General features: G+C 62.5%; 15 protein-coding genes and 1 riboswitch. Of the genes, 4 read left to right on the top strand and 11 right to left on the bottom strand.

Annotation, left to right across the window (positions count from 1 at the left end):
• The first annotated feature begins 5 nt into the window (after positions 1-5).
• Together K349_RS0104155 and K349_RS0104160 are read left to right on the top strand one after the other, a co-directional pair.
• Positions 6-881, top strand: a complete 876-nt coding sequence (locus K349_RS0104155) for a fumarylacetoacetate hydrolase family protein (RefSeq protein WP_026368601.1) — start codon at positions 6-8, stop codon at positions 879-881.
• A gap of 338 nt (positions 882-1,219) precedes the next feature.
• Positions 1,220-1,762: a nitroreductase family protein gene (locus tag K349_RS0104160; RefSeq protein ID WP_026368602.1), complete on the top strand. Its 543-nt coding sequence runs from the start codon at positions 1,220-1,222 to the stop codon at positions 1,760-1,762.
• Between the two features lie 129 nt (positions 1,763-1,891).
• Here K349_RS0104160 and K349_RS0104165 read toward each other — a convergent pair whose 3' ends face one another.
• The 11 genes from K349_RS0104165 to K349_RS0104215 form a co-directional block, all read right to left on the bottom strand.
• Positions 1,892-3,124, bottom strand: a complete 1,233-nt coding sequence (locus tag K349_RS0104165; RefSeq protein ID WP_026368603.1) for a four-carbon acid sugar kinase family protein — start codon at positions 3,122-3,124, stop codon at positions 1,892-1,894.
• 4 nt (positions 3,125-3,128) lie between these two features.
• Positions 3,129-4,133: a 4-hydroxythreonine-4-phosphate dehydrogenase PdxA gene (gene pdxA / locus K349_RS0104170; RefSeq protein WP_026368604.1), complete on the bottom strand. Its 1,005-nt coding sequence runs from the start codon at positions 4,131-4,133 to the stop codon at positions 3,129-3,131.
• A 100-nt stretch (positions 4,134-4,233) separates the two neighbouring features.
• On the bottom strand, positions 4,234-5,502 hold the full coding sequence (locus K349_RS0104175) for a nickel pincer cofactor-dependent isomerase, group 22 (RefSeq protein WP_026368605.1): 1,269 nt from the start codon (positions 5,500-5,502) through the stop codon (positions 4,234-4,236).
• A gap of 35 nt (positions 5,503-5,537) precedes the next feature.
• A complete protein-coding gene (locus K349_RS0104180; protein ID WP_169731301.1) occupies positions 5,538-6,635 on the bottom strand; it encodes a zinc-dependent alcohol dehydrogenase in 1,098 nt (365 codons plus the stop codon).
• Between the two features lie 26 nt (positions 6,636-6,661).
• The gene (locus K349_RS0104185) at positions 6,662-8,179 is read right to left on the bottom strand and encodes a tripartite tricarboxylate transporter permease (protein WP_026368607.1); all 1,518 of its coding nucleotides are present in this window, start codon (positions 8,177-8,179) and stop codon (positions 6,662-6,664) included.
• A 24-nt stretch (positions 8,180-8,203) separates the two neighbouring features.
• Entirely contained in the window at positions 8,204-8,683 is a 480-nt protein-coding gene (locus K349_RS0104190) for a tripartite tricarboxylate transporter TctB family protein (protein ID WP_026368608.1), read from the bottom strand.
• Positions 8,684-8,846: 163 nt separating this feature from the next.
• Positions 8,847-9,824 (bottom strand): Bug family tripartite tricarboxylate transporter substrate binding protein, encoded by a 978-nt coding sequence (locus K349_RS0104195; protein WP_026368609.1) that lies wholly within the window; start codon positions 9,822-9,824, stop codon positions 8,847-8,849.
• Between the two features lie 618 nt (positions 9,825-10,442).
• Positions 10,443-11,252 (bottom strand): ABC transporter ATP-binding protein, encoded by an 810-nt coding sequence (locus tag K349_RS0104200; protein ID WP_026368610.1) that lies wholly within the window; start codon positions 11,250-11,252, stop codon positions 10,443-10,445.
• Positions 11,249-12,352, bottom strand: a complete 1,104-nt coding sequence (locus K349_RS0104205; RefSeq protein WP_245587995.1) for a FecCD family ABC transporter permease — start codon at positions 12,350-12,352, stop codon at positions 11,249-11,251. The genes K349_RS0104200 and K349_RS0104205 overlap by 4 nt, the downstream gene beginning before the upstream one ends.
• A gap of 106 nt (positions 12,353-12,458) precedes the next feature.
• On the bottom strand, positions 12,459-13,358 hold the full coding sequence (locus K349_RS0104210) for a sirohydrochlorin cobaltochelatase (RefSeq protein WP_026368612.1): 900 nt from the start codon (positions 13,356-13,358) through the stop codon (positions 12,459-12,461).
• A gap of 247 nt (positions 13,359-13,605) precedes the next feature.
• Positions 13,606-13,761, bottom strand: a riboswitch (cobalamin riboswitch).
• A 170-nt stretch (positions 13,762-13,931) separates the two neighbouring features.
• Positions 13,932-16,193 (bottom strand): hypothetical protein, encoded by a 2,262-nt coding sequence (locus tag K349_RS0104215; protein ID WP_026368613.1) that lies wholly within the window; start codon positions 16,191-16,193, stop codon positions 13,932-13,934.
• Positions 16,194-16,849: 656 nt separating this feature from the next.
• On the opposite strand from K349_RS0104215, the gene K349_RS0104225 reads away from it, so the two are divergent.
• The gene (locus K349_RS0104225; RefSeq protein ID WP_026368615.1) at positions 16,850-18,301 is read left to right on the top strand and encodes a DUF4403 family protein; all 1,452 of its coding nucleotides are present in this window, start codon (positions 16,850-16,852) and stop codon (positions 18,299-18,301) included.
• 30 nt (positions 18,302-18,331) lie between these two features.
• Positions 18,332-19,762, top strand: a complete 1,431-nt coding sequence (locus K349_RS0104230; RefSeq protein WP_026368616.1) for a CCA tRNA nucleotidyltransferase — start codon at positions 18,332-18,334, stop codon at positions 19,760-19,762.
• Positions 19,763-19,770: the final 8 nt, after the last annotated feature.

A 19,770-nucleotide genomic window follows, 5' to 3' on the forward strand; every position in this document is an offset into this window, starting at 1 on the left:
GACAAATGCGTTTGGCGACGATCCGCCTTGAAGGTTGTGAAGAAGCGGCGGTGCTGGTGGGGAGCGTTCCCGTTCCCCTGACTTCGGTGAACCGGAATCTGGGAACGAGCTGGATTCCCTCGGTCTTCGATCTTATCGTGTCAGGCGAGTTGTTTCGCATGACCGAGTGGTATCGTGCCGAGGGTGCGGCGGATCTCGAATCTCTCGCGGAGGAATGCGGCGTGAAGGACGTCACCTATGCCCCGCTCTACCGGACGCCCGGAAAGATCTGGGGTATCGGGCTCAACTACGTGGACCACGCCGCCGATCTGGCGGAAAAGGCGCCTCAGTCCGAACCGGCGAGTTTTATGCGCCCCGCGAGTACCGTCGTCGGATACGGTGATCCCGTGCGGATTCCCCTGCAGTCCGAGAATACCACCGGTGAGGCCGAACTTGGCGTGGTGTTCGGGAAATATGCCCGGAATGTTTCCCGGGAGCGCTGGCTCGACGTGGTGGCGGGGTTCGTGTGCATCCTCGACATGACCGCCGAGGACATCCTGCGGCGCAATCCCCGCTATCTCACCCGGAGCAAGAGTTTCGACACCTTCTTCAGCTTTGGTCCCCATCTCGTCACGCCGGACGAGATTTCCGACGTGGCGGCTCTCCGGGTGGCCACGGTGAAGAACGGAGAGGTTTGGGCGGAGAACACGCCGAAGAACATGATGTTTCCTCCGGACGAACTGGTGGCCTTTCACAGCCGGGTTTTTCCCTGGTGCCCCGGGGACATCCTCTCCACGGGAACACCCCGGGCGGTGTCCTTGGAGCACGGGGATCTTCTCGAATGCCGTATCACCGGCTTCGAGCCGCTGCGAAATCCCGTGGAGGACCTGAAGCGCCTCTGAGGCGAGAAAGAATGCCGGGGATTCCGGGAACTCGATTCCACGGGAACGTCCGGTCGGTGTCCTTGGAGCACTGAGATTGTATCAAATACAGGGAAGCTCTGAATAAAGGCCTTTCGTTTTCCCTTGACCTCGGACCGCATCAGGCTCTGCGAGGCGCCCTGCGGGGCTGATGCAGCCTTATTCAGAGATTCCACAGTATCATCGTCTTTCGCCGGAAGGGCTGTCGGAATGGGGAAACGCGCCCGCTCGCGGGCTTTCCTTGCGAAGGGTTTCCGGAATCGAACGCCCTTTCCCGAAGCTTCGTCGTGCGGCGGGGATAATGCGGAAGGAGGAGCGGCATGGCGTTTCTCGATCTTGTGCGACGTCGCGGGAGCGTTCGGGCCTACGCGCCCGATCCGGTTCCGCGGGAGATACTCGACCGATGCGTGGAGGCGGCGCGTCTCGCGCCGAGCGCCTGTAATTCGCAGCCCTGGACCTTTCTTTTGGTGGATGACCCGGAGCGCCGGAGGTGTCTTGCCGAGGCCGCCTTCGACGGGGTCTACCGCATGAACTCCTTCGCAGCCCAGGCTCCGGTGCTCGTGGCGGTGCTCACCGAGCGCTCTCGTTTTGCCGCTCTACTGGGGGGATTCTTCCGAGGGGTTCAGTACAGTCTTCTCGATGTGGGCATCGCAGTGGAGCATTTCGTGCTCCAGGCCGCGGAGGAGGGGCTGGGTACCTGTTGGCTCGGATGGTTCGACGAAAGAGGCGTCAAGCGCGCGCTCGACCTTCCCGCCGGGGCGAGGGTGGACGTGTTGCTTTCCGTGGGATTTCCCCTTTCCGCCGAGGGGGCGAAGCCCCGGGCCTCCCGAAAGCCCCTGGAGGAGATGCGGCGCTATTGCTGAGGTGCCGCTTCCGGTTTCTTCCTCGTACCGCCCCGTGCTCTTTTTTTCGGGAGGGCTTTCTTTTGCTGCGCCCAGTACTGGAACTGAATGCCCCCGACTCTCGACTCTCTCCGGCGCACGGTTTGCGTTTCAGCCGCGCAGGCGGAGAATGGCCGCGACGATGCTTCGAGGGGTCCCGAAGGCCCCCGCCTTGGTGACGAGAGGAAGGCCGTTCAGGTCGCCACCCTGGACGCGGAGCAGGGGGATGCCCGGCTCGATCTCCTCGGTCACTACCGTTTCAACCACGGAAAGCCGCTTGAGAATCTTTGCCGCCACGTCGCCGCCGGAGAGAAAGAGGCCGCCCAGCCGGTGGCGCCGGGCCAGGGCGCACGCGAGATCGCCGAGAAAGGTGGCGATGCGGATGGCGTCGTTGCCGCGGTGGGTTGTCGAAGAGGGATCCTCCGGGCGCGAGCTGGCGATGAGAACGTTTTTACCCTGGAGGAGCAGGGGACTCACGGTCTCGACGGCCCCTTCCAGGGCTCCCGGAGCATTTTGGAGAAAGGCGCTCATGTCGGGAATGTAGCCCATTGCGGTACCGCTGTTCAGAACCTGTTTCACCTGTTCGATGCTCCTTGGGTGAACGCTTCCCACCACGGCCAGAACAGGGAGGTCTCGCCTGACGAGGGCTTCCGCCAGGCCGGCGGAACCTGCCCACAGCACCGTCTCTGGAGCGACGGAGGCGGTCACCGCCCGGACGAGACGCCGCAAGTCCTCGTCGGTCTCGGCATCGAAGGTGTAGCACCCTTCTTCCCGCAGATTCCCGCATCGTGCTCCCCGAGGCGGAAGAAGAAATCCGCCCCGGAGTTCCTCCAGGCGGACGTGGCGGGGAGAGCACGCTCCCGTTCCGCAAAGGAGCAGGGAAATGTCCGAGGTTGTCACGGGCTTGAGGGGATCTCTGGCCATGGCCGTCTGGGAGACTGGGATTCCCTCCACGGAGAGAATCGCATTCTTCACAGTGCGTCCCATCTTGGGGAACGCCGGAGCGAAGACCACCGTTGAAAGTCCGAGACCCCGCTGTAGCGCCTCGACCTCGACCGCCGTGTTGCCCCGGAGCGTGGAATCCGTCTTCAGATAGAAGATGGTGGTGCCGACGAAACGATGCAGCTCCGCGGCAAGGGCGGCGATTCTGGAAAAGGCCTCCTCCGCGGGCAGGTTCCGCGTTTCCGTGTCCACCACTAGAACGTTCGAGGCTCCTGCGATCCCCAGGAGGTTTTCCGGGTCGAGAAGAATCCTGGGGAGGTCATTGCGGGAACGGAGGAACTGTAGGGCCGTGTCGCAGGCGCCGGTGAAGTCGTCCGCGAGGACGACGTAACGAGAGGACATGCCGTCAGGCGGCGCCGTGTCGACCGGCGATGCGGTGTCGGGCGAACCGCACGGCGAACTCGATGGCCGTGCGAAGGCTCGTGGGATCCGCGGTTCCCTTTCCGGCCTTGCCGAAGACCGTTCCGTGGTCCACGGAGGTGCGGATGATGGGCAGTCCCACGGTGATGTTCACGCCTCCCATGAAATCGAGCAGTTTGAGCGGGATGTGTCCCTGATCATGGTACATGACCACCGCAATGTCGTACCTGCCGTTTTTGCAATGAAGGAACGCCGTATCCGGCGGAAGGGGGCCGGTCACGTCAAACCCCTCGTCAAGGGCGGCCTCGATGGCGGGGACAATGTGATCCGTTTCCTCCGTGCCGAAGAGACCGTGTTCGCCCGAGTGGGGATTGAGGCCGAGCACGGCGATGCGGGGGTTTTCGATGTCCAGCCCGCGCATGGCGCCGTCGGCGAGACGGATCACGTGGAGGACTCGTTCCTTCGTCACCCGGTCGCAGGCTTCGCGGAGAGAGACGTGAGTGCTCACGTGAATCACCCGGAGCGGTCCTCCCACGAGAAGCATGGCGGTTCCCCTGGACCTGGTGAGATCCGTAAAGATCTCCGTGTGTCCCGCGTAGTCGTGTCCTGCCAGGTTGAGGGCTTCCTTGTGCAGCGGTCCCGTCACCGTGGCGTCCACCTTGTCCGCCAGTGCCAGTTCGATGGCGCGCTTCACGTAGGCGTAGGCGGCTTCGCCGCAGGAAGCCTGAATTTTCGCGAAGGAGTAGTCCTCTTTCAGGGAACCGCACTCCACCAGATTGATGCATCCGGGAGCGTAGTCGTCGGGATCCTCCAGAATGTGAAGTTTCCTCGTGGAGCCCACGATGGGCTTTACCTTTTCCACCACCAGTGCGTCGCCCACGAGAATGGGGCGACAGGTCTCCTCGAAACGCCCTTCCTCGATGACCATGAGAGCGATTTCGGGACCCGCTCCGGAAGGATCTCCAAGAGTTATTGCCACTTTCGGCTTCATGGGGAACAGTCCTTTCGCGTCGAGTGAAAAAAGTCCGACGGCCCGGAAGAGGGGGAGGCTTTGGGTACGGGCCGCCGGAAGAGGTTTGGTGGACGGAGGATCAGAAGAGATTGCCCTCCTCGTTGAAGGGCAACTCCCGAGGTTCGCCCAGAACTTCCAGGTTCGGATGTGCTTCCGCATAGGGGATGAGGTTTTCGGAGATCGCTATCTCCTCCAGGCTCACCGTGTTTTTGATGCGCACGAGACGGACGGCGTCACGATCGGCAACGTTGCTCATCTTCACTGCCGCCTGGATGGCCTGGCGGTCGTTTCTGAGAACCATGGGAATCTTGACGCTCATGGGTACCGTGGAGGTCAGGGCGTTTGGATAGGTCTGTTCGAAGTCGAACTTTCGGTAGGCCCGAATGGTGGTGAGGTCCAGAATGCCCAGACCATTTCCGTTGCCGCCGGATTTATCGGTGATGTCCAGCACCGCCACACGAGTGATCCTGGGTCCCCCCGATGCGTAGGGGGTGTGGTAACGCCCGACGATGTTCGTGTCGAAGCCGGTGCCGCAGATGTCCTTGCCGATCTCGTCGATGACCAGCACGTCCAGCTCGTCGAAGAAAATTCGTGGATAGAGTTTCCAGGCCTCCTGCAGCAGCTCAGGCTCGCGAAGTTCGATGCGATCCTTGGGAAGAACCTCCAGAAGCGCCGTCTCGTGGAAGGCATTCTCCACGACGCCGACGGCGCAGAGAACGTTCTTCTTGGCCAGCGTCACCCGTGCGACGGAGGGAATGTTCGCCGCCATTTCGCCGAAACCGAGGCGATGTGCGTGATCCGCGCCACGCTGTTTTCCCATGCCGATGGTGACCATCTTCATGAGGCCGCTCTCGTAGGAGCCCCGAAAAGCAGGGTGAGGTTTGACGCGGTTGACGATCACGATGGCGTCCGCTTCGTCGGCGTATTTATCGAGGTAGACGGGGCATCCCGTGTCGGACGTGCCGAGCTGGACCGTCTCCATGGTGGCCCGGATAGGGGCTCCCACGGACTCCTCGGTGATACCCATCTTGGCGAGGAGATGAGTCTGTCCCTCGGCGGTGGCGCCGCCGTGGCTCCCCATGGCGGGGAAGAGAAACGGCTCTCCCCCCGCGGCGCGGATCTCCCGCACGAGCACCTTGAGCATGAGCGCCAGGTTCGTCACGCCACGGCTTCCCGCGGTGACCGCCACGGTCTGTCCCGGGCGGATCGCCTGCAGGGTTCCGCTCTCTCGGAGTTTCGCGGTGAGTATCGCCTCCACATCGTCTATCCGCGGTCGGGGAAAGATCTGGCGCACCTTCACGACTCGAGGAAGCGGTATGGGTGCCAACAGAGTGTCGATGGCCGACATGGGCTTGCGCCTCCTTGCAGAACTAGATACGACGATCAGGGTTTCAGAGCTACCCGGAGACAGTCGTGACTCGTCGCGGCGAGGTTGAATCCGTCCTCCCACTGGGACAAGGGGAAGGCGTGCGTCACGAGGGGGTCGAGAACCACGTCGCCGGTGCCAACGAGATGGATGGCGGTCTTCCAGTCGTAGGGAATCTGGGAGATTTCGCCCTTCACGTCGATTTCCTTGACGATGATTTTGTGGGTGTCCACGGGAGCCGTGATGCCTCCCCGAATGCCGCCGCCCGCCCAGAGAACCTTGCCACCCTTGCGGACGATGTCGAGGGATTCCGCGATGGGCTCCACGGAACCGGTGTTCTCGAGGACCACATCCACGCCGATGCCGCCGGTCAGTTCGGCGATGCGCTTTCGAATGTCCTCTTTGTCCACATTGATCACCACGTCGGCACCGAGCTTTTTCGCCATGACGAGCCGGAAATCCGCGTCGCGGTCGAGGCCGCTCATGAAGATGGGGCCGGCACCGATGGCCTTGCAGACCTGCATGAGCAGGATCCCCCGTGCGCCGGGACCGAGAATGGCCACGGACTCTCCTGCCCGGACACCCATGCGGCTGATGATGCTGTGTATCGATCCCGCCGTGGGTTCGAGCAGCACGGCGCTCTTGGAATCCACGTTGTCGGGCAGGACATGGAGCTGGAACTCGGGCCACACAGTGTACTTGGCGAAGCCGCCGCCCGTGACGTAGTGGGCACGTCCGTCCATGGGGCGCAAAGTGTTGCAGATGTTGAAGCGCCCTTCGAGACAGGCGGGACAGTGGCCGCAGTAGAAAGTGACGATCTCACAGACCACGCGGTCTCCGGACTTCACGCGGGTGACTTCTGGACCGGTCGCGATGACCCTGGCCACGATCTCGTGCCCTTGCACCACCTTGCGGGGCGGGTGCAGAACGGCGGCCTTCTCCGCCTCGCTGGCGGTCCATTTGTGAATGTCGCTGCCGCAGATTCCGCAGTATTCCACTTCGAGCAGCACGTCGTGGGGGGCGTAGGGGTTCTCTCCCAGCTTCGGTACGGGGACTTCCTCAAGTCGCACATCCCCGTTCGGATAGGTCACAAGTCCGAGCATCGTTTTCTCCATGGTACGGTTCTCTCTCCCTTCGTGGATCATACGGGCGATGTGCCCGATGGGTCCTTCTTCCGCGAGGCCCTCCAGCGTTCGTACATGGGTGTGGACTGAACGAGCGAGAGAAGGGCGAGAAACAGCAGTGTGGCCGAAATGGGATTCGTGAGAAAAACCGTCCACGATCCCTGGCTGATGAGCAGGGACTGGTGCAGGCTCACGTCGAGCATTCTGCCCAGGATCAGCCCCACCACGAGGGGGGCCACGGGAATTTTTAGTTTGTCCATGAAGTAGCCCAGGATGCCGAAGGCGAACATGAGCCCCACTTCGAAGAGATTGTTGTTGATGGCGAAGGCCCCGATGACGCAGAGGACCACGATGGCCACGGACAGCACCCTGTTGCTGATGCGAGTGACGAAGATGCATGCCTTGGTGAAGAGCAATCCCTCCGCGAACATGAAGAAATTGGACAGGAGGATCGCCCAGAGGAGTGTATAGGTCACGCCCGCGTATTCCGTCATCAGGGTGGGGCCGGGCATGATGCCGTGGATCATGAGCCCTCCGAGAAGGATGGCCGTGGCGGAACTGCCGGGAATGCCCAGAGAGATGGTGGGAATGAGCGCTCCACCCACCACGGCGTTGTTGGCCGCTTCGGGAGCGGCGATGCCGTAGGGGTTTCCCTTGCCGAAGGATTCCTTGTCCTTGGAGAACCGTTTCGCCTCGTTGTAGGCGAACCAGCAGGCCGTGTCGCCGCCCGTGCCGGGAATGATGCCCGTGAAGACGCCGATGAGTCCCGAGCGAATGAAGGTGGGAATGAGGGGACGGATCTCTTTCCAGGGGCGAAGGATGCGGTCCTTGATGGAGTTCACCCGCTCCGTCACCACCTCATCGCTTTCGACGAGCCGCAGGGCCTGGGGAATGGAGAAGAGGCCGATGAGAGCCACCGTGAAGGGAATGCCCGAGAAGAGGTTGATGTTTCCCAGGGTGAACCGGGGAATACCCGTGATGGAATCCATGCCTACCGTGGAGAAGAGAAGCCCGAGCATGCCCGCGAGCAATCCCTTGACGGTAGATCCCTGAGAGAGAGAAGCGATGATGGTCATGCCCAGCACCGCCACGGCGAAGAGTTCCACCGGCCCGAACATGAGGGCGACGCGCCCGAGAATGGGAGCGATGGTGAGGAGAAAGAGGCTGCTCACCGTGCCGCCAACGAAGGAGGCGGTGAGGGAAATTCCCAGAGCGCGTCCTGCCTCGCCGCGCTGGGCCATGGGATATCCGTCGAGTACCGTGGCCGCCGCGGAGGGTGTTCCCGGGGTCCGCACCAGGATGGCCGCGATGGAGCCGCCGTACATGGCCCCCATGTAGATGGCGGCGAGCATACTGATGCCCGTTTCCGGGCGGAGCACGAAGGTGACGGGCACCAGGAGGGCGATGGCCATGGTGGCGGAGAGTCCCGGCATGGCCCCCACCAGGAGGCCGAGACCGGTTCCGAAGGCGACGGCGAGGAGATTCGCCGGAGCCAGAACGGAAGTGAAGCCGAGAAGAATGTTTTCGAGAATCATGACGGAAGCACTCCTTTCCCGGGCCTAGCTTCCCAGAAGAGATTCCAGGCAACCCATGGGAATGGGGAGCTTCAGGAACCACACGAAAAGGAAATAAATGAAGATCGAGAACCCGACTCCCACCAGGATCGCCCTGACGAGGCCCATGGCGCGTAGAAAGACGTAGCCGAGAATCATGAAGAGCGGTGTGGCGACGAAATAGCCGATGCGTGGAATGGCGTAGATGTAGGTAATGATTGCAACGACGTAGGCGACGACGGTTCCTTTATTGATTCGCTTCTCCGGGGAAGCGGGTTCTCTTTCTTCGTTGTTTCCGGCGGTGGACTGTCGTTGTTCCCTGATGGCCATAAGGACCATGGCGCCGGAGAGGATGAAGACGAGAATGGACACGAGCTTTGGAAAGAGGCCCGCCGAGGCGGGCATTGAGGATGCCTTGACGAAGAAATAGGCCCCGAGGCCGGTGGTGGCCAACGCGAAAAGGCTATGATCGAGAACCTGTCTCAAGATTTGTACCTCCTGTACTGCTTGATCAGAAACGTCCCGGTCAGAGTTGTTCGGAGCATCCCGCAGAAAGACGTTGTCCGAGAGGAAACGTGTTTCGCTGCGAGAACTTTCGCGGAAGGCCGGACGCCGTGACGGCGTTCCGGGCCTTCCGCGAAAAGGGTTTCTATTTCCCCTGGTACTGTTCCTTCACTTCATTCCAGATAGCCTTGAAGGCCGTTTCCTGCTCCGCGAGCATGGCGGCGTATTCGTCGCCGTACTTCATGTCGATGATGGAGGCTCGGTCGTTGCAGGCCTTCACGAATTCAGGCATCTCCGCCATCTTCTTGAATGCCTCGATAAGCGTGTCCCGGGCTTCGGCGGGAATGCCCTTGGGAGCGCTGTAGCCACGGGACGAACCGGAGACGACATCGTAGCCGAGTTCCTTCATGGTTGGCACGTCGGGCAGCATGTCCACGCGCTTCTCCGCGAAGATCACCAGAGCGCGGAGGTTGCCCGCTTTGATCTGCGGATAGGTGATGCCGAGATTGTTGAAACTGGCGTTGATCTTGCCGCCCATCGCGGCCTGCCAGGAAGGGCCGTCCCCTTCGAAGGGAACCATCTGGAACTTCAGTCCCGTGGCCTTCTCCACGATGAGGGTGGTGAAGAAATCGTCGCCGCCCACACCGGAATTGCCCACGGTGATCTTTCCGGGGTTCTCTTTTGCGGCATTCATGAATTCTTCCATGGTCTGGTAGGGGCTGTCCTTTGCCACCACCACGATTCCGGGATCGGTGATGACATTCGCGATGGGCTCGAGTTCGGCGATGGTGTAGGTGATCTCGGGGTTCATGATGTAGTTCGTCTGGAGCATCGGAGTGTTGGTGATGCTCAGGGTGTACCCGTCCTTCTTGGCGGTCTTCGCGAGCTGTGTCCATGCGATGGCGCCGGTGGCTCCGGGAATGTACTGGTTGATGAAGGATTGACCGAGGACCTTTTCCAGATAGGGTTGCGTGAGCTGCGCAAGAGTGTCGCTGCCGCCGCCGGGCTTGAAGCCCTGAAGAACCGTGATCTGCTTCTCCGGATACGCCGCGAACGCTGCCTGTCCCAACAATGCGAACAGAACAACCGCCAGGATTCCCACTACCCACTTGGATTTTCTCATAACGCGTTCCCCCCCTGAAATATGATGGAATCGGTGAAGCCGACCAGCGAAGCCTTCCGGCCCGGAAGGGCCTTCCGCTTCGCGTACGTCCCGCGCATGTCGCTCCGGAACGGTTCCCGCTCCGGAGGAACCCCATCCTCTCCTGGTTGTGACGAAAAGCCCCGTGAAAATGTGGTTTTGCGTTGTCCTGATGCGATAATTTGGCGTTGCTAGAATAGCATAAGGGATCTCTGAATAAGGCTACGCCAGCCCCGCAGGGCGCCTCGCAGAGCCTGATGCGACCCGAGTCAAGGGAAAGCGAAAGGTTTTTACTCAGAGCTTCCATAACATAAAAGGAAAGAATTTTCTGCTCGACCAAGATCAACCAGAAATGTTCCGAAACATCGACAGAATAGCCGGGAAACACACGCTTGTCAATCCTGACTTTTGCCTTTGTGTGACAAGACAGGGAGAACGTCATCCCTTAAACGGGAGGGAACTCTGATCAAGTAGGAATCACCCTCTCTCAATCTCGATCGCATCGCGTTTTTCCGAGATCGGCGTGGCATTTCTCAGAGGTTTCCGGGACAGGGAGAACGTCGTCTGTCCTTCTCCAGAGATGATGAGGAGCGATGTTCTTCAGAGCCGGGGATGCCAGACGACGCCGTCTTCGCCGGCGTAACGGGCGAAGGAGACGCCGTAGGCTTTTCGGAGGAGATCCTCCCGGAGTACCGCTGTCACGGAACCGGCGGCGAGGAGTTCGCCGTCCAACAGGACCCAGACATCGTCGCACCAGCGGGCGGCGAGGTTGACGTCGTGCACGGAGGCGACGACCGTTCGCCCCTCCAGGGCGGTCTCCCGGAGAAGCGCGAAGAGTTCCGCTCCGTGGCGGGGATCGAGAGAGGACGATGGCTCGTCCAGGAGGAGCACTTGCGGATTCTGGGCGAGAATCTGCGCGACGGCCACGCGCTGTCGTTCTCCGCCGGAGAGTTCCGCCACGCTTCGGGAGAGAAGGTCTCCAAGGCCGAGGCGGGATGCCGCCGATGCGGCCATTCGGCGGTCCTCTTCCGCATATCCCGCAAGAGAGCGCACATGAGGAAGGCGCCCGAGGAGGATGACCTCGTACACCGCGAAGGGATAGCGCAGCAGGGGGTCCTGGGGAACGAAGCCGATGCGGAGTCCGAGTTCCCTTCTGGAGAGCTTGCGGACGCGATGTTCCGAAGGAGGTGGGGCGGCTTGACCGGTCTCTTTCTTTTTCGGAATGTCCCGGAGAAAGAGGTTGCCCTCGTGGGGGAGGAGGCCCGCGAGGCAGCCGAGAAGCGTGCTTTTGCCGCTGCCGTTGGGACCGAGAAGCGCGGTGATGCGTCCTGGCTTGATCTCTCCCGAGAGGTTTCGGAGCACTGGACGTGCCCTGTAGCCGGCGAAGAGGTTTTCCAGACGGTAGCTCACGAGGAGGCGCGCCCCCGGGTGCGCAGAAGAATCCAACAGAAGACGGGGCCTCCCGCAAGGGCCGTCACGACTCCCACGGGAAGTTCGCCGAGCTGTTGGGCTGCTCCGTCCGCGCCGGCGAGGAGGAGACATCCCGCGACGAAGGCGAGGGGGAGGAGGGTGCGATGGGCAGGGCCTGCGAGAAGGCGCAGGAGGTGGGGACCCACGAGACCGACGAAGCCGATGATGCCGAAATGAGCCACCACCAGGGAAGCCGCCAGGGATGCCGCTCCCAGGAGAACGAGGCGGAGCCGCTTTTCGTTCACGCCGAGGAGCGCCGCCCGTCCTTCTCCGAGGGACATGGCGTCCAGCTCCCGCCCCCACCACCAGGCGGGAAGCGTCACGGCGGCCGCGCCGATCCAGGCGGAGCCCGCCGCGGAGGCGGAAGCGCCGGAGAATCCTCCCATGAGCCAGAGGACGATGGCGGCCATGCGCTCCTCCGAGATGGCTTTGAGGAGTGTCACTCCCGCGGAAAGGATGGCGCTTACCACGATGCCCGCCAGGACGAGATGCACGGGAGAATTACCGCCGGATCTCCAGGCGAGGGTGAAGGCGAGGGAAAGGGCGAGGGCGGCGCCGCAAAAGGCTGCGGCGGGCACCCAGATACCGCCGAGGAAGATTCCGAGGGAAGCTCCCAGGGCAGCTCCCGCGGCGATGCCCAGGGTGTAGGGCTCCGCAAGCGGATTGCCCAGCAGCGCCTGGAGGACGACGCCCGAGACGGAGAGGGCCGCCCCCGATGCGGTGGCCGCCAGAAGACGGGGGAGGCGGACGGTGCGCACCACCAGGGCCTGCTGCTGTGGCAGGGTTGTTACGTCGGCGAAGGGGTTCAGGAGAGAGAGCACTGCTCCGGGAGGGACGTCCATGGGGCCCGCGAGGAGCCGCCAGGTTCCCACCAGGAGGAGGCCGACAAGGAGCAGTGCTCCGAGCTGCAGCGCTCTTCTCCGGCGGGATGCCTCCAGAGCGGTCATGCGGCTGAGGGTGTCATCACCGGCGGAAAGAGAACCGCCCTGGGAATGTTCGGGACCGGTACTGGTGCCGGTGGCGGATTCCGATAGGGGCACGGAGCATTCCTCCCTGGGGTGTGTCGCCATGAAAAAAGCCGAATCTGTCGGGGCTCCAGGAAAAAGAGTCCGGGAGCCCCGATTTCTTTTGCGTGTCCTGGTGTTTCTAGAAGATGTGCTGCGCCGTGACGCGGAGATGTTCCACGAAGAGAGCCGCCACCTCGGGATTGCTTCCGAGCCCTTCGATGACGGGGTTCACCCGGTATCCTTTCGACTCCAGAACGCTGCGCCAGGATTCGGGATCCTCCGGATCCGCCATGTCGTTCCGGGCGTGGTCTCCCGCGACGATCATGAAGGGCACCAGGGTCACCCGCTTTGCCCCCATGGTCTCAAGGCGTTCCAGAACCATGTCGAGGGAGGGGAACCCCTCGACGGTACCGAGGGCGAAGCGTAATCCCCGCTCGTCGAAGAGAAGCTGCATCTGCGAGTAGGCGGCGTTCGCCGGATGGGGTGAACCGTGTCCCATGAAGACCACCGCGCCGTCGCCCTTCGCTCGGTCTCCGTAGGTTCTCTGGAGAATGGAGACCATCTTGCCGTAGTCCTCGAAGGAGGAGAGGAAAGGATCGCCCATGGCGACGGCCCTGAAGGAGTATTTTCGCTCCAGGCGGGCCAGGGCGTCCGTCACTTCCGCGAGATCGTCGAATTCCTCGCCGCGGATCACGTGGGTGGGCTGTACCACCACGTGGGTGAAGCCCTCGTCCTGCATGCGGGCCAGGGCGATCAGCGGAGAGTCGATGATCTTGCCCTCTTCGGCGAGGACTTTTCTGCGGATGATGTTGGACGTATAGGCCGTGCGGACCTCCGCGTCGGGGAAAGCCTTCCGTGCGGCGTCCACGAGGGTGTCGATGGCGTTCCGCGCCTCGGGTACGGAGGTGCCGAAGGCGACGACGAGAATTCCCTTTTTCTCGGGGGCCGCCTTGCCGTGTCCCATGGCGAAGGCCTCGCCGGAAGAAAAGGCCGCGAGGAAAAGAGCGCAGCAGAGAAGTATCAATCCGGAACGGGTCATGTCTGCTTCCTCCTGTTCGAGAGTCTTGTTTTCCGGGGGAAAAGATTTCGATGAACGAACGAATCCGTTCTCTCGAAGCGCATTTTTCGATCCGTTCGCGTCGAGAGATGGCCGAAACGGACGGTGAGGCGTCCGTTTGCCTTTTCTCACGAGCGATTCAACAGGACGGGACCGCGGCGTACACCGCGGTCCCCAAGACGAGCTTGGGAGCGCGTCCGCCCACGCAGACATCACCTCCTCACCCGTTTCCGGCCGGTCTCCTGACTCGCGGTCTTTCTTCGCCGCCCCTTCCCGAAACCTGGGGTTTCAGTGGTTCCATGCGGCGTCGTCGCGCTTACAGTGGCGGGGCCGTGCCGGCTTTGCACCGGCTTCCCGTTCGGAAAACTTCTGTGACGCCACCGAAGGGCACGGCGGCGGTTCTCCGAAAACCGGAAACGTTTCCTTTCGAGTTGTGGGGTGTCGCCCAAAGAGCTGGGGCGACACCGGAAAGACCCGATGCCGAAGTTCCCTTCAGAGGGTCTCATCAGGGAAAAGTATACGCGAAAACGGGACGAGGGGAACCCCCTCCCGTTCTCAATGTCCGGAGGTTTCCTCCTGAGCGATGCTCCGGGTGAGCGTCTCCGTCACGAAATCCAGTGCCTTTCGGAATCCTCCGGCGGAATCGCCCGCGAGCGCTGTTCTTTGAGCGGAGAGAGATTCCGCAAAAGCCCGACGAAGAACGGGCATTTCCACCAGAGGGCTCCGCCCCGAGGCGAGGGATTCCATCACGATATATCCCGCGTCCGTAAGCGACGGCAGAAGCGGGCCGCCGACTCGTTCGGCCACGAGTGCCCCTCGTGCCAGGGCGGCACGCCGGTACCATGAAGGTTCTCCGCTACGGTGCACAAGGCGGAAGGTTTCTCCCGGAAGCTCCGGGGAGGAGCGCGTTGTTTCCCCGTCTTGTCCCTTCAGAAGAGATTTCAGGGATGCTTCAAGGAAGGGGACGAGCCCTTGCCCGTCGTCGAGGAGATTTCCGAGAGACACGCTTTCGGTTCTTCCGTCGGGGAAAACCAGGAGGACGAAGTGCCCCTCCAGAAGACGCCCCCAGGTCGGATCGTCCACCTCCGCCGCCTGTTTTATCGGGAGAAGGGCCGCGTCCAGGGTGGTTCCAAAGGTTTGGGCAATGCGTTCCACCATGGTTTTCCATTCCGAGGACGTGGCATGCAGCCGCAGCACTCGGAGGGCGAAGGCCTCCTGCACCAGTTCTCCCGTATCGGCCACGAGTTCCCCGTCCGAGGGAAGAAGAGGAGCGGTGCGAACAAACCAGCGCTGCCAGGCCATGGTGAGCCAGGGAAGAAAATCCGCGTCCAGACGTCGGGTTTGTGCGTCAAGCCAAGCGTCGGCAAGGGTCGTGACGGTATTTCCCGTCCGCGTTGCCGACGTCGCGACGGCCTCGGAGAACGCTTTTCCGGAAAAAGCGGAGAGCGCTCCGGTGATGTGCCGTTCCCTGCTTTCCCGGAAATGGGGCGACGGTTGGAAAAGCCTGTTCCGCAGGACAAAGTGACCGCCTCCAGCAGCGAGGACGACGAGGACGAGAAAGGCCAGTCCGAGGCCGAGCCGTTTTCCGGCACCACTTCCTCGCTTCGGAGGAGAACTGCGTCTTTCCGTTTCGACGGCATCCTCCGACATGTTCATCTTCGGACCGTTTTCCTCGACGAGATCCTCCTCATCGGTCCTCCGTCTGGAAGAGACGAGGGAAAGAAAGATCCAGAGCAGCAGGAGGCTTCCTGCGCCGAGAAAGACCGAGGGTGTCCCCCAGGGAGGAAGCAGGTTCAGAAGCATGGCGGGAAGCAGGAACAGGCGACCCGCGGGAACCATGAGGCGGGCGATGCCGGGTGACACCGCTCCGAGCGAGGCGAGTCGGGTATCGCCCTCGCGGAGAGCCAGATAGGCCGCAAGACCGAAGGCTCCCTTGGGATTTCTCCGCAAGCCCTCGAGAAACGCCTGAGGTGCTTTGATTTCTCCGAAACGGCGGGAGGCGGCGAGTCCCCACTCCCGGGTGATCTCCAGAAATGCCCGATTTTCCGGGCCGAGACGTTCCAGCATGGCCGACGCGTCGGCGAGGTCCTCCCAAGAGGCGGCCATGCTCAGAATGGACCACACCGACGCGGCGTGCCACCCTGCATTGCCGTAGAGCGTCCACAAGAGGGTTGTCGCCTCTGGAGAGGATGCCGTCAGAAGCGCTCGCCCCGCCTCACCGGGCGAGGCGATGCCGCTCGTATTCGAGCCTTTGGTCGAAAGAGTTTTTTCGGCAGTTGCAAGAAGCGTTGCGAGCTCCTTGCCGGCGGAAACGATCGTCGGAGCGCCATCGCTGCCTACCGAGGCAAGAACCTGCTCCACCCGGAGAAGGTCTCCCGGCCCGTAGGCGTGCACCGTTCCGGTCGTTGCCCCGCTTTCCCGGGTACCGGTGAGCCATGTTCCGGGGAAGACGGACCACCCCAGAGAGGTATCCAGACCAAGGCGTCGTACCAGTGCCCCCCGAAGGACGTCCTCGTCAAGCGATGCTTCTCCGGAAGGAACGAACGTCCGCAATGCTCGCTCCGCCGGAGGAGGCACGAGGCGCTCCCGGAGAATTTCCAGTGATTCCACGTCGCCGATTTCCTGGGCTTGGCAGAAATCGACGAGACTGAGCGCCGCGGCAGGCCGTCCCTCCCGGGAGGTGGCGATGGCGAGGGAGACGAAATCCGACGGCGCCAGTGCGCTCAGGAAAAGTCCGAAGAAGGACGCGCCGAAGAGTCCCGCGAGAAGCAGAAAGGAAAACGCCCCCCAGAGAAGGCGCACGATTGTGCCGATCATGAAGGTCACCTCCGGTATAGCGGGCCGGGCTGAAGTCCCCCACCCTTTTCGGCAAGTATAGCCCAACTCCGCAATGCCGTCCTCGGCAAAAGCCCCCGGGCGAAGGTCCTTTGTGCAGAAATCGGTTCTGGACTTCCGCTCTTCCGTGAAAGATCCCGGGAATGTGCGGCTGTCTCGGGTACGCAGATCTGAACGTTCGGGAACGTTTCTTGACGCTTCTTTACCTTCCTTGACCGCGTCGTTGCATACTCAGGGCTACACTTTCGTCGTGGAACGCGAAGCGTGGCGGTCCGGGTCAGGACGGAGGGACCGCATCGGGTGCGACAGTATCTGGTTACAAAAGATCCTCGGATTCCGGTGATGTGCGCAAAAGAGAAGGAACGGAGACGCCTTCTCCGGGCGCGGGAGGATGCCTACGTCCGGGGGTGTGGCGCATCTCCTTCATCGATTGCCAAGGTTCCCTTGCCCTTCCGGCGCAGCGACGTGCGCCGGAAGTAGAGTACCGCTCATCGTGAAGGACAAGCGACGGAGAATTCCGAATTCCCGCGGACGCGACGCACGAGGTGAAGCCGGTCGGGGAACTGGTATGATTGATTGGAGAAACTCGAGACGTTTCTCGCCCGAGGAACGATCAACGATCAAGGAAGGTGTTTTCCGTGAAGATCTTCTCGAAAGTGCTGGTGGTGGCTCTCTGCTGCCTTGTGGGAGGAGCGGCCTGGTATGTGGCCTCGGCGGAACGGGGCGACATCACGATTCCGGAGCCAGAGGCGCGTCCCTTCGAAACGCCTCCGCCCGTGCCGGATTCCACCGTGGGGGTTCTCCTCGAAGTGCCCCTGGCGGAACTCCAGACCGTGGTGAGTCGGGAGCTTGCCTCGGATCTGGACGGAACGAGCCCCGTGAACGAGGGGGCGCTCAGGGGAACACTCGCGTACCGTGTCCGCGCCGACGGAACGCCCAAAGTTTCGGGCCAGGACGGACGACTCCGGATCGATCTCCCCATTGCCTTCTCCTTGCGCCTGGACGGGACGGCCAGCGGGCTCGGGTTGTCCCTTCCCATCCGTACCGGAACGGAGGGGGCCCTCACCGTGACGGTTTCGCTGGCACCCCGGGTGGACGAGGAATGGAACGTCCGGAGCGACCCGAAGCTCTCCTTCCGATGGCGCCGCTCGCCCCAGGTAGAGGTGCTCGGAGCACGGATTTCCATCGAAAGCGTCGCCACGGAGTATCTGGAGGGACGCATGCAGGACGTGCTTCCCCGTATCGAAGAGGCCCTGTCGGACTCGTTGCGTTTGCGGGAACGCGCCGAGGAGGTCTGGAAGGACCTTTGCGAGCCACGGCTTTTGGCGGAATCGCCGGATCTCCGGCTCTTCGTCGAGCCGAGGGCGATCTTTCTCGCCAGGCCTGAGGTAGACGGGCAGTCCCTGCGTTTCCGCCTTTCCGTGACGGCGGGGCTCTCTCTCCGCGGCGGAACTCCCTCCGGAGAACCCCTTTCCGCGCCCCCCTTGCCGCCTCTTGTTCCGTCCGGCGCACACCTGGAGGGCATCTTCCTGCGCTTCCCCGTGGCGGTTTCCTGGGAGGAACTTTCCGACTGGGCGCAGTCCGAGGCGGCGGGACGGCCCATGGATCTCGGGGACGGTACGAAGGTGATCATTCGGAAGGTGCGGGTCTTCGGAAACGGAGACCGCCTCGCCGCCGCGGTGGACGTGGAGGCGGAGCGACAGGGAGGACTTCTGGGGAGACGCGCCTCGGGGCGGATCTATCTCGAAGGGAGGCCGGACTATGATCCCGCATCGCGGGTACTGGGCCTTCGGGAGTTCGATTTCGACGAGAACACCACCTCGGGACTCGCCAGGGCCGCGGCGTGGCTCGCGAAGCCCCTTCTCGTGCGCCGCATGGAGGACTCCCTTCGTTTTCCTCTGGCGGAGAAGACCGACGAGGCGAAGGAACTTCTCCGCCGGGCTCTGGAGAATCTGACGAACGAGGAGATGTCCGTCTCCGGGGATGTGTACGATGTGACGGTGGAGGGACTTTTCGTCACGCCCCAGGCGCTTGAGGTGGTACTCGCGGTGAGCGGCGACGCCCGGATGGTGTTCCATGTCGGGCCCTAGCCTCCGGGCGGCGATGACGGTGGTTCTCCGATGAAGAACGAGGCGGACAGTGGAGCGCGAATGAAGGAGCGGTTGCCTTCGGCAGTTCACGCTCTATGGGGTTTCTTTGCCGCGGCAGGCATACCTGCTTGGATTGTGGGCGGATGCGTTCGGGATCTCCTTCTCGGGCGTTCCTTCGCGGATGTGGATTTCGTGGCGGACGCGCCGGCGGAGGCGATCCTCGCCCTTGTGGAACACTGGGGGAAAAATCGCTTCGGTCGCTTTGAAGGAACTCTCGTCGGCAAGCCTCCCGCCGCGACGGTGCTTCTCGCGGTGGAAGGAACGGGCGTGGAGATCGCACCGCTCGTCGGGGGCTCCCTGGAGGCGGATCTGGGCCGAAGGGATTTCACGGTGAACGCCATGGCGCTGGACCTGAAGGGCGCTCTGTGGGATCCCTTCGGAGGGCGGAGGGATCTCGAGGAGAAACGGCTTCGTTTCACCGGAAGCGCCGCGGATCGCCTCGCCGAGGACCCGATTCGGGCCCTCCGTCTCTGCCGGTTTGCCGCGGAACTGGCCTTTCATCCCGATTCGCCGGGGCAGGAGGCCGTGCGCGCTCTGGCGCCCTTGGCACGAGGAAGAGAGAATTTCTTCGTCGCCTCGGAACGCGTCGGTCGGGAGGTCCTGAAGGCGCTGTCCGGGCTTTCGGTCTTTCTTGAGCTGGCGGACGCTCTGGGGGTGCTTCCTTTTTTTCTGCCCTTCCTGGAGCGCCTCAAGGGGGTGGAGCAATCCCCGGACTATCACCCGGAGGGAGATGTGTTCGTTCATACGCTCCGCACCGTCCGGGCCGCCGAGGAATACGGCGTATCCTCCGTGACGGCGGCGGCGCTGCTGCACGATCTGGGCAAGCCCGAGACGTTTTTCCGCGATGGGAGTGGGCGAATTCGTTTTTTCCGCCACGAGGAGCGGAGCGCCGAACAGGCCCGGCGTATTCTCACCGCCTGGGCCTGGCCCGGCGTGCTCGCGGAGGAGACGGTCTTTCTCGTGGCGCGTCACGACATTCTGCGTCATCCCCTTTCCCTCCGGGGAGCGGTGCGTCTTCTCCGGGAACTGGAGACTGTGCCGCGCCTCTCTGCTGCGGAGTGCTCCGGAAGGGCGGCGTGGCAGATGCCTCTCGAACACCTCGTGGCCCTCACCAGGGCGGACATCGCCGGAGGGAACGGCAACGATGCGGTTCTCAAGGAAAATCTGCGGCTTCTGGACGAGGCGGCTATTCGCCTGGAGACGGTTGTTTCGCCGGGAAAGAGGCGACTTCTCTCTGGGCACGACGTCATGAAAGTGCTCTGTCTGCCGCCGGGACCGAAGATCGGGGAGCTTCTGGAGGAGCTCGATCTGGGTGTCGCCAAGGGGAGAGTGCGCACGAGAGAAGACGCTCTCGCCTGGCTGGACTCTCTGAAGCAAGAGTCAACAAGCACCCCTTCCTGAGCCTGCCC

It is taken from the genome of Aminiphilus circumscriptus DSM 16581 (genome assembly GCF_000526375.1).
In the GTDB taxonomy this organism is placed as follows: domain Bacteria; phylum Synergistota; class Synergistia; order Synergistales; family Aminiphilaceae; genus Aminiphilus; species Aminiphilus circumscriptus.